At 38.5% G+C, this 16394-nt stretch carries 9 protein-coding genes; all 9 read left to right on the forward strand.

Annotated features, from left to right (window positions below; genetic code table 11):
• Nucleotides 1-61: 61 nt before the first annotated feature.
• The 9 genes from A7967_RS03630 to A7967_RS03670 all read left to right on the forward strand — a co-directional run bounded on the left by A7967_RS03630 (nucleotide 62) and on the right by A7967_RS03670 (nucleotide 16342).
• A complete protein-coding gene (locus tag A7967_RS03630) occupies nucleotides 62-1063 on the forward strand; it encodes a WD40/YVTN/BNR-like repeat-containing protein (protein WP_054204733.1) in 1002 nt (333 codons plus the stop codon).
• On the forward strand, nucleotides 1063-3384 hold the full coding sequence (locus A7967_RS03635) for an efflux RND transporter permease subunit (protein ID WP_054204732.1): 2322 nt from the start codon (nucleotides 1063-1065) through the stop codon (nucleotides 3382-3384). Before A7967_RS03630 ends, A7967_RS03635 begins: the two co-directional genes overlap by 1 nt.
• A gap of 212 nt (nucleotides 3385-3596) precedes the next feature.
• Nucleotides 3597-8438, forward strand: coding sequence for an NAD-glutamate dehydrogenase (locus A7967_RS03640; RefSeq protein WP_054204731.1), 4842 nt, complete (start codon nucleotides 3597-3599; stop codon nucleotides 8436-8438).
• A gap of 113 nt (nucleotides 8439-8551) precedes the next feature.
• The gene (pyrD, locus tag A7967_RS03645; RefSeq protein ID WP_054204730.1) at nucleotides 8552-9562 is read left to right on the forward strand and encodes a quinone-dependent dihydroorotate dehydrogenase; all 1011 of its coding nucleotides are present in this window, start codon (nucleotides 8552-8554) and stop codon (nucleotides 9560-9562) included.
• Nucleotides 9563-9682: 120 nt separating this feature from the next.
• The gene (locus tag A7967_RS03650) at nucleotides 9683-10213 is read left to right on the forward strand and encodes a cell division protein ZapC domain-containing protein (RefSeq protein ID WP_054204729.1); all 531 of its coding nucleotides are present in this window, start codon (nucleotides 9683-9685) and stop codon (nucleotides 10211-10213) included.
• 90 nt (nucleotides 10214-10303) lie between these two features.
• Complete coding sequence (gene rlmKL, locus A7967_RS03655) at nucleotides 10304-12421, forward strand: bifunctional 23S rRNA (guanine(2069)-N(7))-methyltransferase RlmK/23S rRNA (guanine(2445)-N(2))-methyltransferase RlmL (RefSeq protein WP_054204728.1); 2118 nt, start codon at nucleotides 10304-10306, stop codon at nucleotides 12419-12421.
• Nucleotides 12414-12650, forward strand: coding sequence for a glutaredoxin family protein (locus A7967_RS03660; RefSeq protein ID WP_054204727.1), 237 nt, complete (start codon nucleotides 12414-12416; stop codon nucleotides 12648-12650). The genes rlmKL and A7967_RS03660 overlap by 8 nt, the downstream gene beginning before the upstream one ends.
• A 15-nt stretch (nucleotides 12651-12665) precedes the next feature.
• Nucleotides 12666-14585 carry an ATP-binding cassette ATPase Uup gene (uup, locus tag A7967_RS03665; RefSeq protein ID WP_064435391.1) on the forward strand — a complete coding sequence of 640 codons (1920 nt, stop codon included), beginning with the start codon at nucleotides 12666-12668 and terminating at the stop codon, nucleotides 14583-14585.
• An 11-nt stretch (nucleotides 14586-14596) separates the two neighbouring features.
• On the forward strand, nucleotides 14597-16342 hold the full coding sequence (locus A7967_RS03670; protein WP_054453072.1) for a DUF3466 family protein: 1746 nt from the start codon (nucleotides 14597-14599) through the stop codon (nucleotides 16340-16342).
• The last annotated feature ends 52 nt before the right edge of the window (nucleotides 16343-16394 follow it).

A 16394-nucleotide genomic window follows, 5' to 3' on the forward strand; every position in this document is an offset into this window, starting at 1 on the left:
TAGAACACCCAATTGCTAGTTTTATTAGACAAACACAGTCTCCTCAAGGCGATTTAAATTTATGAAGTATTTGCTTTTTGCAGGTTTTAGTTCCCTCGCTTGTTTTACTGCCCATTCATTAGCGGCTGATCCGCTTTACGCTATTAGTGCAATTAAAGCTGATAAAACGCTCCTTACAGATATTGAGTTCAATGGTGATCAATTAGTCGCTGTTGGTAAACACGGAACAGTCATAACGAGTCCAGACGCCAAAAATTGGGAGCAGGCTAACGTACCAACACAAGTCTTACTCACTGCGGTCAATTTTGTCGATACTCAAAATGGTTGGGCTTGTGGGCATGATGCGACCATTATAAATACAGATAATGGGGGTAATGATTGGCAGCTTCAATATAGTAATGCGACATTAGATAAACCATGCCTCGATATATTGTTTAAAGATGCGCAGCATGGTTTTGCTGTAGGCGCCTATGGCATGTTTTATGAAACACATGATGGCGGAAAGCAATGGCAGAAACGCTTTTTAGATACATTATTATTTGAAGATGATCGTGATTACTTGAATGATCTAAAAGAATCGGATCCACAGGCTTATGAAGCTGAAACCGCTTCAATTTTACCGCATTTTAATCGTATTGTTGCCACTAATGAAAAGCTTGTTTTAGTAGGGGAGATGGGTTTACTTGCTCATAGCCTTGATAATGGTCAAACTTGGCAACGCGATGATGAAATTTATCCAGGGTCTTTCTTTGCTTATGGCATTAATGAACAAAACGAAGAGTTAGTTGCAGGATTGCGTGGCAATATATTTAGCCGTCATGGGGATGTAATGTGGCAACCTATCGAAAATATTAAAACGGCTACAGTTAATAGTATTATCCATGATGATAAGGGTAACTGGTTGCTATTGGCTAATAGTGGTGTCATTTTTCATTATAAAGACAGCCAGTTACAAGTAGAACAATTGCCGGATGGTAAAGCCATTTTAGATGCAGTGATTTTTGAGCAACAATTAGTTATGGCCTCAGAAAATGGTATTAAAGTGAAGAGGATAACTCCGTAATGCACAGTATTTTAGATTTTTTAGAGAAGGCCGTTTTTCGTCACCGTTTGGTTATGCTTATCAGCTTTATTTTGATAACGTGCTTTTTAGCTTTCAAAGCGACTAACATCCAATTAGATGCCTCATTTAATAAAAATATACCGCTTAATCACGACTATATGAAAGTGTATACCAAACATGAAAAACAGTTTGGTGGAGCAAATAGTATTTTAATTTCTGTATGTGATGATAGCGGTAATATATTTAACCCTGAATTTTTTACGCAGTTAAAAGCAGTGCATGATCAGCTTTATTTTATACCGGGAATTAATCGACCTCTAGTAAACTCAATTTTTTCACCAAGTGCTCGTTTTGTTGAAGTTGTTGAAGATGGTTTTGCAGGGGGGCCAATTATCCCTGCAAATTTCAAAGCAGATGAGCGTGGGCTGGCAGTTGTAAAAGAAAATATTGAGAAGGCTAAAGTTGTAGGTCGTATGATCGCATCCGATTACTCATGTGCAATGGTGAGTGCTCAACTATTGGAAACTGATCCGCAAACTCAAGAAAAATTGGATACCCTGGCATTCGCTCAAAAATTAGAAACTGAAATTCGTCAACCGCTAAGCACTGAAACTGTCAGCATTCATATAATTGGCTTTGCTAAAATGGCTGGCGATATTGCTGAAGGTGCGAAAGGTGTTGTTTTATTCTTTGCAATCGCAATCGCCTTTACTTTCATCATGGTTTGGTTATTTTGTGGTAGCTTAAAGCTCACAATACTTCCGATTGCATGTTCAATTATTGCGGTGATTTGGCAATTAGGGATTTTATCTAGCCTTGGTTTTGGTCTTGATCCAATGTCTATTTTAGTACCATTTTTGGTTTTCGCTATTGGTGTTAGTCATGGCGTGCAAATGATTAATGCGATTGGTAAAAAGGTACTCGAAGGTGCGAGCACACGTTTATGTTGTCAATCAAGTTTTCGCTCCTTGTTAGTTCCTGGTGGGATTGCACTGCTTTCAGATACTGTTGGCTTTTTAACGCTTCTCACTATTGATATTGGTATTATCCGCGAGTTAGCTATAACAGCAAGTTTAGGTGTTGCAGTCATTATTTTCACTAATTTAATCTTACTGCCTGTTTGGGCATCCTATATGCATTTTGAAAACTCAGTTAAAATTCAAAAAGGTAATACAAATAAACCAAACATACTTGACTCAATTCGTGAGGTTTTAGTAAAAGCGACAGATCCAAAGTGGGCTAAGCTTATTATTGTATTTACCTTGGTATTATTTGCATTGGGTTACTGGCAAGCAGATAAAATGCGTATTGGCGATTTACATGCAGGTGCACCTTCGCTTCATCAAGATGCACGTTACAACCAAGACACCTTCTTAATATCGGATAAATACACTATTTCGTCTGACATATTAAAAGTGTTAGTTGAGGCCTATCCAGCAGCGTGTACAGAGCATGATGTGATGGAGCGTATTAGTCGCTTTCAGTATAAAGTTGAAAATCTGGCAGGTGTCCAGTCAGCTGTAAGCTTGAGTTCAGTCGCTCAATCAGTTAATGCAGGTTACAACGAAGGTAATCTTAAATGGCAAACATTGCCTCGCAATACGGCTAGCTTAGTCCAGTCTACGGCTCGTGTTGAAACCAGTACTGGGTTATTAAACGGGGATTGCTCTGTCATGCCTGTAATCATCTTTTTAGATGACCATAAAGCAGAGACTATTGATAATGTAATTGCAAGTGTGAAGCAGTTTGCCATTGAGGAGCAAACAGATACCTTACAATTCAAATTGGCATCTGGGCCAGTTGGTGTAATGGCGGCAACGAATGAGTCGGTTTCAGCTGCTCAATTGCCTATGATGCTTTATGTTTATGGCGCAGTTATCATTTTATGCTTGATAAGTTTTAAAAGTGTTAAAGCTACTATTGCTGTTGTACTTCCGTTATATATTGTATCAACCCTTGCACAAGCCCTAATGGTGCAATTAGAAATAGGGTTGACCGTTTCAACATTGCCTGTGATCGCGTTAGGAGTGGGTATAGGTGTTGATTACGGAATTTATATTTTGTCCTCGATGATGGGCCAATTAAAGCAGGGGGTTGCGTTACCTATTGCGTATCGAAATGCACTAGTTGAACGTGGCAGCGCTGTTTTATTTACAGGTATTACACTTGCAATTGGTGTGAGCACATGGATTTTCTCTGATTTGAAGTTTCAGGTGGATATGGGAATTTTGTTAACCTTTATGTTTTTGGTCAATATGCTAGGTGCAGTACTGCTTTTACCTGCAATAGGTAGTTTACTCTGGACTGACCAGAAAAAATAATGTGAATAATTGTGCTTCTAAATGGTCAGTAATGGCCATTTATATCTATAATTTGTGAATAGATGACCAAATAGCTGAAATGCTTAAAATGTTTTCATCGAAAGGGCTGTTTATTAATTTTAAAAGGGTTAGAATTTGCCTGACTCCACACAATTAAATTGCTGTACAAATTTCCCATCTAATTTAGATGGTATAGATTTAAGGAACATGTAATGACACGAAATGAAGGGCAAGCCTCGGTTATCTTAGATAATGTCTGTAAGCTGATCCAGAAAAAAGTTCACGCTGATAATGTGTTACTCGTTGAGAAATTCGCCAAATCCTTGTACAGCAATATGTCTAAAGAAGATTTGGCACATCGCAATGATAGTGACTTATATGGCGCTGCACTTAGCCTATGGAACTCGCTGGAAAAAAATACCTCTGATGATGCGGTTATTCGCGTCTTCAATCCTGAAGTAGCAAAAGATGGCTGGCAGTCATCGCATACAATCGTCGAAATTATCGCTAAAGATATGCCATTTTTAGTTGATTCCGTACGTATGGCGATGACCCGCGAAAACATCGCATCTCACTTGCTACTACATAGCCCACTTAAAATTCAACGCGATAAAAACACTAAAATATCAGCTTTGTCTAATTTAAAAGCAGAGCAAGAATCTAGTTCAACAAAAACAGTGTTTTTTATTGAAATTGATCGCCAAACAGATTCGACAGTGATTGACTCGTTTAAAAAAGAGCTTGAGTCTGTATTAACGGATGTATCGACAGCGGTAGAAGATTGGCAGCCGATCCGTGAAAAACTAATTGCAGTCAGTAAAGATTTACCAAAACGTCACCATAATAAAAATGCAAATGAAGTAGCAGAGACAGTCGAGTTTTTAGACTGGTTGGTAAAAGATAACTTCACGTTAATGGGTTATCGTCAGTATGATTTATCTCCTGTTCAAGGTGATTATCAATTAAAAGGAATAATGGAAAGTAGTCTTGGTTTGATGAAAAATTCAACCGAAGAGCATTCACGTTTACTTTCAGAGTTACCAGAAGTTGCTCGCCAAGAAGCGCGTAGCACTAACTTACTTATTTTAACTAAAACGAACTCCGTGTCGCGTGTTCATCGTCCAGCTTATATTGATTATGTTGGTATTAAGCGTTTTGATGAGCAAGGAAATGTGATAGGTGAAGATCGTTTTATTGGTTTGTTCTCATCAAGCTTTTATAACAACAGTGCTACTGATGTTCCAGTCCTTAAAAGTAAAATAACGCGTATTATGGATATGTGTGATTTTGCAAAAGGTACGCATGCTTATAAAGCAGTTTTGAATATTCTTGAAACGTATCCACGCGATGAACTTGTTCAAGCCCGAGAAGGCGAGTTACTTGAAGTTGCAATGGGTGTTTTACAAGTGCAAGAACGTGATATGTGTCGCTTATTTGTTCGTAAAGATGCTTATGGTCGCTTTTTCTCTTGTATGGTTTATGTTCCTCGAGAGCGTTATAACACAGCGTTACGTCGCGAAACTCAAGGTATTTTAGGTAATGCATTTAATTCTGACGATAAAGTCGAATTTACTACTTTCTTCTCTGAGTCAACACTGGCGCGTACTCATTATACCGTACGTGTGACTGACAACAATATAGAATATAACGTGAAAGACATTGAAAATAATTTAATAGAAGCAGCTCGTACTTGGGAAGATAAATTACAATCAGCGCTATTAGAATCGGCTGGTGAAGCGCGTGGTAACGATTTAAATCGTAAATATGCTAATGCATTCGCGCGTTCATATAAAGATGAAGTATTACCAAGTGCTGCAGTTGTTGATATTGAGAAACTTGAATTATTGAACGATGATAATAAGCTGGAAATGCAGTTTTATCGTCCACAAGAAGAAGCAAATAGCAATATTGTACGTTTGAGCTTATTCCATAAAGATGAGCCAATCCATTTGTCAGATGTAATGCCAATGCTTGAAAATTTTGGCTTGCGCGTAATTGGTGAAACACCTTATTCAGTTAAAACCAGCGATGGTCGTATCAACTGGATCATGGACTTTTCAATGCTACTTGATAGCAAAGGGATTGCTGATTTCGATAAAATATCGGCACGTTTTCGCGCTGCATTAACAAGTGTTTGGAATAATCGTTTAGAAAATGATGGCTTTAACAGGCTTGTATTAATGGGTGGATTAACAGGGCGTGAAGCATCAATATTACGTGCGTATGCAAAATATATGCGTCAAGTCGGTGTTACTTTCTCACAAAGCTATATCGAAAGTACGCTTGCGAACTACCCACATATTGCTACGCAAATAGTTAATCTATTCGCTAAAAAGTTTTCTGTAAAAAGCCCTGCGAGTGTTAAAACACTTGATAAATTAATTGCTCAAGTATATTTAGAACTTGAAAACGTCGCTAATTTAGATGATGACCGTATTATTCGTTTATATGTTGATATGATCATTGCAACACTGCGTACTAACTACTTCCAAAAAGATGAGACTGGTCAATTTAAATCGTATGTATCGTTTAAAGTTAAACCAAGTTTGATCCCAGATATGCCATTACCATTACCGGCATTTGAAATATTCGTTTACTCACCTCGTGTTGAAGGTGTTCACTTACGTGGCGGTAAAGTTGCTCGTGGAGGATTACGTTGGTCTGACCGTCGCGAAGATTTCAGAACAGAAGTCCTTGGTTTAGTAAAAGCGCAACAAGTAAAGAATACAGTAATCGTCCCTGTAGGCTCTAAAGGTGGCTTTGTGTGTAAGCAATTGCCAGCTGAGCGTGATGCATTCTTTAAAGAAGGCCAAGAGTGTTACAAAATCTTTATTCGTGGTTTATTAGACATTACCGATAACATTGTTCAGGGTGAGATTGTCCCACCGCAAAATGTTGTTCGCCATGATGAAGATGATGCTTACTTAGTAGTTGCAGCCGATAAAGGTACTGCGACGTTCTCTGATATTGCTAATGGAATTGCAAACGAATATAACTTCTGGCTGGGCGATGCATTTGCTTCAGGTGGTTCAGTAGGTTATGACCATAAGAAGATGGGCATTACAGCAAAAGGTGCGTGGGAATCAGTTAAACGTCATTTCCGTGAAATGGATATTGACTGCCAGACAACTGATTTCACTGTAGTGGCAATAGGGGATATGGCGGGAGATGTATTCGGTAACGGTATGCTGTTATCTAAACATATTCGTTTACAAGTAGCATTTAACCACTTGCATATCTTTATTGATCCAACGCCGGATTCAGCAACATCATACCCTGAACGTGAGCGTTTATTTAATTTACCACGCTCTTCATGGGAAGATTACAATAAAGAATTAATCTCAGCTGGTGGTGGTGTTTTCTCTCGCGCAGCGAAATCAATCACACTAAGCCCAGAGATGAAAAAAATGTTGGGTACTAAAAAAGCCAGCATGACACCAAATGAATTGATCAAAGCAGTCTTGATGATGGAATTTGATCTACTGTGGAATGGTGGCATCGGTACTTACATTAAGAGCAGTAAAGAAAGTGATGCAGATGTAGGCGATCGTGCTAACGATGCATTGCGCATTAATGGTGCAATGCTTGGTGCGAAAGTACTTGGCGAAGGTGGTAACTTAGGTGCTACGCAGTTAGGCCGTATTGAATTCGGGGCTAAAGGCGGTCGCGTTAATACTGACTTTATCGATAATGTGGGTGGGGTTGCATGTTCAGATAATGAAGTGAACATTAAAATCCTTCTTAATGGGTTGGTAACGTCAGGTGATTTAACACGTAAACAACGTGATGAACTGCTGTACTCAATGACTGATGAAGTTTCTGAATTGGTGTTGAAAGATTGTTATCGTCAAACGCATACGCTGTCAATTACTCAATCTAAGGGTTCATCAACGCTTAAAGAAAAAATACGCTTTATTCATGCGCTTGAAAAAGATGGTAAGCTAAATCGTGCCATTGAATTTATTCCAAGTGATGAAGAATTGGCTGAACGTGCTGCCGCGGGTAAAGATTTGACTCGTCCAGAGTTATCTGTGTTGGTATCGTACGCAAAAATGGTTCTTAAAGAGTCATTAGTTACTGATGACATTACAGAGAATCCGTATTATCGTCAGTTATTGGTGAAGTCATTCCCATTACCATTACGTGAAAAATTTAACGGTGCGATGGATAATCACCCACTGCGTAAAGAAATTATTGCGACCAAACTAGCTAATAATATCGTAAATGATATGGGTCTTAATTTCATGGTCCGTATGCATGAAGAGACTGGAGCAACTGAATCTGAAATTGCGTTGTGCTATTCAATCGCAACGGAAGTTTTCCAGATGCGTGATACATGGTCATCGATAGTGGAACTTGATAACAAAGTACCGGCTGCTGTTCAAACGGAAATGCTATATCAATTACGCCGAACAGTTCGTCGCACAACACGTTGGTTCTTACGTCATCGCAATAAAGCCCAAACGATTGAGCAAGCAATTGAATTCTTCACACCAACATTTGCAGATTTAAGTACTAACTTAAATACCTACATGGTTGATAAAGAAGCTGAACGTTTAGCCAAATCAGCAGAAAAGCTGGTTGATAATGGTGTGCCAGTTGCACTTGCTGATCGTATTGTCGCGCTTTCAAGCTTATTCTCAATTATGGATTTAGCTGAAGTGGCAAATAACTCAGGGCGAAGCATTGATATGGTGTCTAACACGTACTTTAAGCTTGGTGCGCGTATGGGCTTACATTGGTTCCTTGATCAAATTACAAATCAACCAGTTGCAAATCATTGGCAAGCACTTGCTCGTGCATCATATCGAGAAGAGCTTGATTGGCAACAACGTACACTTGCTGAAGTTGTGTTAAATGGCTTTGAAGGTGACAATAAGGATGTTGATGGTCAAATAGATCAGTGGATGGACACGCAAGAGCAATTACTGCAACGTTGGAAGCAAATGCTTGCAGAATTTAAAACATCACAAAGTCACGACTTTGCTAAGTTTTCTGTTGCACTTCGCGAACTTATGTTACTTAGTCATAATTGCGATACATCAGGAAAATAAACAATTAGCTTAACTTATATTTTTCTTACGTGAAAATAATGAGTTAATAGTTAAATTTGTTATACAATACCTCAGCCTAGTCTGGGGTATTTTTTTATATAGAGGATTCTTTTATGTTTTACGATCTAGCTCGCCGTTTTATGTTCACCCGTGATGCGGAATGGGCCCATGAATTCGCACTTCATAATTTACGTCGCTTTAGCAATACCCCATTTAGTGCTGCATGGTCGCAATCGGTGACAGATCATCCTGTTGAGTTTCTAGGTTTACAATTTAAAAACCCTGTTGGGCTTGCTGCTGGGCTAGATAAAGATGCGCAGTGTATTGATGCATTTGCGCAAATGGGCTTTGGTTTTTTGGAAGTTGGTACGGTTACCCCACGCCCACAAGTCGGGAATGACAAACCACGTATTTTCCGTTTGCCACAATCTAATGCAATTATTAACCGCATGGGCTTTAACAATAAAGGTGTTGATAATCTCGTTGCTAATGTTAAAGCTGCAAAATACGACGGTATTTTAGGTATCAACATTGGTAAAAATAAAGACACACCAAATGAGCAGGGTAAAGATGACTACATACATTGCATGCGTAAGGTATTTGAGTATGCCTCATACATTACCGTTAATATATCGTCGCCAAATACGCCGGGACTTCGTGATTTACAGTATGGTGCAGCACTTGATGATTTATTGCAAAGCCTAAAGAATGAACAGCTCGATTTAATCGCAAAGCACGGTAAACAAGTTCCTATGTTGGTTAAAATTGCCCCTGACCTTGATGAGGTTCAAATTAGGCAAGTAAGTGAGTCTTTACTGAATAATAAAATAGATGGTGTAATAGCGACGAACACTACATTAGAGCGAGCTTCTGTCCATGGACAGCAATATGCTGATGAAGCGGGTGGATTATCAGGCCAACCAGTGCGGGCACGTTCAACTCATGTCGTGAAGGAACTAAAGCGACTAACAGGTGGAGCGTTACCAATTATAGGTGTTGGTGGTATTGATGATGCGCCAAGCGCGAAAGAAAAGTTAGAGGCGGGTGCCGATTTATTACAGGTTTACACTGGATTTATTTATAAAGGTCCGCAATTAGTTAAAACGATCCTTAACGACTTATAAGGATCCGTTATCTAAGCTTTTGATCGTTCATTAAATGTTCTAAGCAAACATAGTGTAAATGATCAAAAGCCGCTATACTTCATTATTCGTGTAATTAATTCCTGGGAGCTAAAGGAGAGCATGTTACAAGCATCAAAGCAATGGCAGTGGGTTGCTTGTCAAGTACGGAACCGTTTATTGGTTGATTTAGACCAAGATATGCAGCTGTGCACGCCTTTTAAACTCCGTCAATTGACTGATTCTGTACTTACTCAACCTAATTTTAGTTTAGAAGATGCCGCATTTTATCAGCAAGTATATCAATATCTTGATGGTTTTAATATTTGGCAACCAGCAAAGCTATGTCAAATTGCACTCAATGCAACCGCAGCAAAATTTTATTTAAAGCCAATGCTTGCAAAAAGTTGGTTTTTTGAAACTTACACCGGAGCAGAACCGAGTGTTGAAGCTGTTATAAAGCTACAGTCGGCAGCTCAAAGTGGTGAGTTTTTGATCGTTGATCATTGTAAAGAAGCATCTTTATGCATTAGTTTGTCAGAGTGTTTTAAATTAGATGAAAATCTAAGCCTTAACCAATTTGAAGCTATTCGAGTGCTCAATAACCGTGTTTTTCCAATTTATAACCACGCCCAAAATAGTAAAACTGCCTAAGCATATTTTTTGCAGTTCCTCCCATTATCACGTGTTTGTCAGTCAACCTATGGTATAATCCTGCGCAATTAGCTATTAAGGGTTATTACTTTGCAATTTATCGCGCTTACTTCGATCGGAATCGAAAATTTATTGGTTGATGAACTTACTGAAATTGGTGCAACTGTCACCAAGCAAACAGTGGGTTCTGTGCGTTTTGACGCCGACACTACATTAGCACAAAAAGTTTGTTTAATGAGCCGCTTTGCAACGCGTGTTCTGATGTTGATCGAAGAGAAAGAAGGCGTAGATGACAAAGAGAGTCTTTACAATTTTGCTCGTTCGCAACCTTGGCAAGAATGGTTCGGCCCTACACAAACATTTGCTGTTGATTTCAATGGAACAAATGATTCATTGAAAAATACCCAGTTCTCAGGGCTTGTGATTAAAGACGCTATTGTGGATTATTTTAATGACCTTTTCGAACAGCGCCCAAATGTAGATAAACAAAATGCCAATGTGCGTGTTGTTGCACGGCTATCGCGCCAAGGCGTGGCGATGTATATTGATTATTCAGGTCCTCGTTTATCTGAGCGTGGTTATCGTGAAGGCCAAGGCAAGGCACCGATAAAAGAACATTTAGCAGCCGCACTGATTAAACGCAGTGGTTGGCTTGAAAATGTTCAACAGCCGTTATTTGATCCATGTTGTGGTGCTGGTACTATTCTAATTGAAGCTGCAGGTATGGCACGCAATGAGGCTCCGGGTTTATTCCGAGAAGGTTTTGCTTTTGAGCGCTTACCAAGCTTTCGTGTTGCTAAATACAGAGAATTAAAAGAACAACTTACCTCGCAAATTACCGATCCTAAACTATGGCTTATTGGTCATGATAATGATTCTAACGTACTTAGCAAAGCGGTGGATAATGCCCGTAGAGCTGATTTAGGCGATGTGATCAAGTTTAAACAAAGCGATGCGACCAAGTTGACCTCAGTGGCAAAATTGCCGGGTGTGGTCATTTCAAATTTACCGTATGGTGAACGTATCGGCTCTATGGCTGAGTTAGTTAGTTTACATAGTGGTTTAGGGACTGGATTTAAAAAACACTTTAATCATTGGAAACTTGCGTTATTAGGTATGGATGAGAGTTTATTTAAACTACTCAAGTTAGTAAAACTCAAACGCTATAAATTTAAAAATGGCCCGCTTGATGTGGTACTTAACTTATATCAACTTGACGATAAGCAAGTAAGCTTAACAACGGAAGATAAACCAGCATTGAACTTTGAAGGTTCAATGTCGTTTGCTAACCGCGTTAAAAAGAATAAGCAAGGTTTAAAAAATTGGCTTAAACAAAATGATATACACGCATATCGCGTGTACGACGCTGATATCCCTGAATACAATGTTGCCGTTGATATTTATGGTGATTCAGCAGTCATATTTGAATACGCTGCACCGAAAGAAATTGACGATGTGACGGCACATAAGCGTCTTCAAGACGTTATTTCATTGACCGCACAGCAGCTTAATATTGCGCCAGGAAACATTGCCGTAAAAGTCCGTAAAAAGCAAAAAGGCGAAGAACAATACACGCCAATGGCAAAGCAAAATCGTACTCAAGTTATCGAAGAATTTGGTGCTAAGTTTAAAGTTAATTTATTTGATTACTTAGATACGGGGCTGTTTTTAGATCATCGTTTAGCACGACGTTATATTCAAGAAAATTCAAAAGATAAGCGCTTCTTGAATTTATTTGCTTATACAGGTACAGCTTCTGTACATGCGGCATTAGGTGGAGCTAAAGCAATTACGACTGTGGATTTATCGAAAACCTATTTAAAATGGGGCCAAGATAACTTTGATTTAAATAATATCAGTAATACGCGATACCGCTTTGAGCAAGCTGATTGCTTGAAATGGTTAGAGCATGCAACCAGTCAATATGATTTGATATTTTTAGATCCCCCTACATTTTCCAATTCAAAACGTATGAAAGATGCCTTTGATGTACAAAATGATCATATTAAATTACTGACATGGGTTAAAAAAATCCTCAGTCCATCAGGGACGTTGATTTTCTCGAACAATATGCGTGGCTTTACAATGGATGAAGTCGGTTTAATTGGCTTAGGATTAAAAGCGGTTAATATTTCTGAGAAAACGATTTCACCTGACTTTAAACGCAATAAAAGAATACATAATAGCTGGTTGATTACCCATGGCTAAATGGATTTTATATCATACAGATGGCTGCCATTTATGTGAGCAAGCACATGCTTTGCTTACGCCGTTGCTAGATGATGATTCATTACAGCTAATTGATATTATGAGCGATGAAACGCTAATTTCAAAATATCAGACCAGCATACCGGTTTTAGAAAGCGAACGAGGCCAACAATTTTTTTGGCCTTTTACTGCGCAAGATGTGCGTCAGTTTTTTACGCAAACAGAATAAGAGTAAACAGATAGTATGGATTTAATTAGAATTTCTAAAGCTCAACTCGCATATGGCACGCATCCACTTTTAGATAATGCAGACGCTGTCATTGAAACTGGCGAACGAGTGTGTGTTGTTGGCCGTAATGGTGCTGGTAAATCAACGCTTTTAAAAGTGCTTGATGGCCAAGTGATTTTAGATGATGGTGAAATAAATCAGTTAGGTAGTATCAAAATATCTCGTTTAGAGCAAGATCCACCAAAAGGAGCCAGTGGCTCGGTGTTTGATTATGTTGCTCAAGGGATGCCTGAAATTGCCAATTTATTAATTGATTTTCACCATGTTAGTACTGAGTTACAAACTGACTGTACAGACAAGTTGCTAAATAAACTTGAGCGTTTATCAAATCAATTGGAAGCCGCAGATGGTTGGCGCTTTGATAGCCGTATTCAATTAGTGCTTACACAGTTAGAGCTTTCTCCTGATGCAAAACTTGAATCACTTTCAGGTGGTTGGTTACGCAAAGTCGCCCTTGCACGTGCACTTGTAAGTGAGCCTGATTTATTATTACTCGATGAGCCTACCAACCATTTAGATATGGAAAGTGTCATGTGGCTCGAGCAATTTTTAAAAGAGTTTAAAGGCGGAATTGTCTTTATTTCTCATGACCGTGCTTTTATTCGCGCAGTTGCAACACGTATTTTAGATTTAGACCGTGGTAAATTAATTTCTTACCCAGGTGATTACGCGACCTATTTAGAACAAAAGGCGCACGATTTAAAAGTTGAAGAAACACAAAACGCATTATTTGATAAACGTTTAGCTGAAGAAGAAACGTGGATCCGTCAAGGCGTTAAAGCACGTCGAACACGTAATGAAGGACGCGTTCGAGAGTTAAAGCAATTACGTAATGAACGTAAGCAACGTGTTGATCAAGTTGGTAAAACTGATTTCAATATTGAAACGGCTGACAGATCAGGCAAATTGGTATTTGAAGCTAAGCACCTAAATCATGCGTTCAATAAAGACAAAGTAATTGCTAATGATTTCTCAACACTAGTAATGCGTGGTGACCGTATTGGACTTGTAGGGCCAAATGGTATTGGTAAGACTACCTTATTAAAACTGCTATTTGGTGATATAGAAGCGGACGGAGGTATTGTTAAACAAGGTGTTAATTTAGAGTTTGCCTATTTTGATCAATACCGTCAAAAGCTTGATGAAGAGGCGACAGTGCAAGATAACGTCGCCGAAGGTAAGCAAGAAGTGATGATGAATGGTCGTTCACGTCATGTACTTGGCTATTTACAAGATTTCTTATTCCCACCGGCACGTGCTCGTACTCCAGTTAAAGCGCTATCAGGTGGTGAGAAAAATCGCTTATTATTAGCCAAGTTATTTTTAAAACCTTCAAATATTTTAGTGCTCGATGAGCCAACCAATGACTTGGATATTGAAACACTTGAATTATTAGAAGATATTATTAATCAATATCAAGGTACTGTTTTAATTGTAAGTCATGACAGAGAGTTTATTGATAATACCTGTTCGAGTGTGTGGGCATTTGAGGGGAATGGCGTTATTACCGATATCGTTGGTGGTTATAGCGACTATGAAGCTTATGTTAATTATTTAGCTGATGAGCAGAAAAAAAATACGCAACCTGTTATTAAAAAGGTAGAAGTAGCGCCTGTTACACCTGTGGTAAAAAATGATAACAAAAGTAATAAATTATCTTACAAATTAAAACTTGAATTGGAACAGTTACCTAGTAAGCTGGAAGAAATAGAAAAAGCGCTTGAAGCTCAGCAAATTGTTGTCAATGATGGTGATTTTTTTAAGCAAGACGCCAGTGAAACGACGAAACAATTGAACCATTTAGCACAACTTGAGTCTGACCTCGAAGCCGCTTTGGAGCGCTGGGAAGAACTTGAAGATTTAAAGAATCAGTAGTAAGGACTAAAATGAAATATAAATTACTCGCTGCCAGTATTTTAGCGACGATTAGCACATCGGCACTCAGTGCAACGTATAAACTAACGGAATTAGAGTCGTATGATGGAGCTAAAAAAAATTATATCAGCGATGTCAGCAATAGCGGTCATATCATAGGGCTTGCAGAAAATTTGTATAATTTCCCAATTGATGTTAGCTATATAAATTTTGAACTTGATTTAATCAAGACGGCATATAGCAATCTTAAGACTAATTATGAAAAAATTAACAAAGAAATAACGTTTACGCTTGATGAAATAAAAAATGAAAATGCAGCTGCGCTTAACCCTGACGCCCATGCTTTTATGCTTTCATTTCTTGCATCACAAGCTAATAACCCTGATTATCAAAAAATAGGTCGCTTTGTTGGTATTAACTATCTAAATAGCAGTGCGCAAGAGCAAGTGTTATTTGACATTTCATCTGTTGATTACGATGGCCTAACTCGTTCTGTAAATAATCTTTATAACGCTGTTTCAGAAGATGGAGTATCTGTCGGTTGGGGTACGGCGCCTTATGACAAAACAACATTCACTGCCGACGGTGAAACAGAGGAAGAAACACAGTTCGTTCGTGACTTTATATCACGAGGTATCATTTTATCGCCTTCAGGCGCAGAAGTTCCGCTAATACCAGAGTTTTCAGAACATGGCGGTATTAGTACCGCTAACGATATTGTTAAAACTAATTCAGGCTATGTAGTTGTCGGGCAAGTTTCTACAGGGATACCTGCAGATCGTCAAAAAAATATTGACGATAGTTGTGATGGTAAAGATGAGCTTGTATCCGTATGCATAGAGCGTTTAAATATAACCCATCAGAGAAGTGGCGGGTTGTTTGATAAACGTGCTGTTATGTGGACTTTAGATGACAATCTTAATATCACAAAAACGCAAGAGCTAGGTTTAGGGTTTACACCAGAAGATGACGAAAGTGAGAGCTTTGCATATAGCAGTAATGCCATAGCAGTAAATGGAAAAGATATTGCTGTAGGTTATTCTAGTGTTCGTTATTATGATCGAGCGAGTACTATTATATCATTACCTGCGTATTATAAAGATGGTAAGGTAACTGAGATAGTCAACCAAGAAGATGGTTGGGTGGAGGGTCAAGCATCTGCTATTAGTGAAAATAATATTATTGTAGGCTATGCATCAAAACAAATTGATGGTGCACAACGTTACAAACTTTTCTATCATGATATAGCGAGCAACAGCACAGTGTTCCCTACGGACTACTTTAGTAGCTCAAGCTCATTCGCTAATAGTATAAATGATAACGGCTATATTGTAGGCGAAGGTGAAACGGATGTATATAATACATCAAATCGCCGTCGTGAAGGCTTTTTATATAAAATTGGTGATGATAAAATTACTAATTTGAATGACTTATTACCTTGCTATGAACTTGATGGTGAAACAAGGTATAAATACACTGTTTCTGAAGCACGAGTTATCAATAATGATAATGAAATTTTCGGTGTTGCAACAAAAACAGTTGAAAAAACTGATTCACTAGGTGGCGTTGTCAGAGATACTAACGGGGACATTGAATACGAAAGTGTACCTGTTCCCATTAAATTGACTCCAATTAATGGTGAAGTTGAAAGTTGTTCTGATCCTGCAACCGAGACTTACGAGCGCCAATCTGCAAGTTTCCCTTGGTATACATTATTATTGTTACCATTAGTGGGTTTACGCCGCGTATTTCGTTAAGAGAAATCTTATGTGATAAGTAATTATCACAGAGTGATTTAAACAAAAAAGC

It is taken from the genome of Pseudoalteromonas neustonica, assembly GCF_001653135.1.
GTDB classification, from domain to species: Bacteria; Pseudomonadota; Gammaproteobacteria; order Enterobacterales; family Alteromonadaceae; genus Pseudoalteromonas; species Pseudoalteromonas neustonica.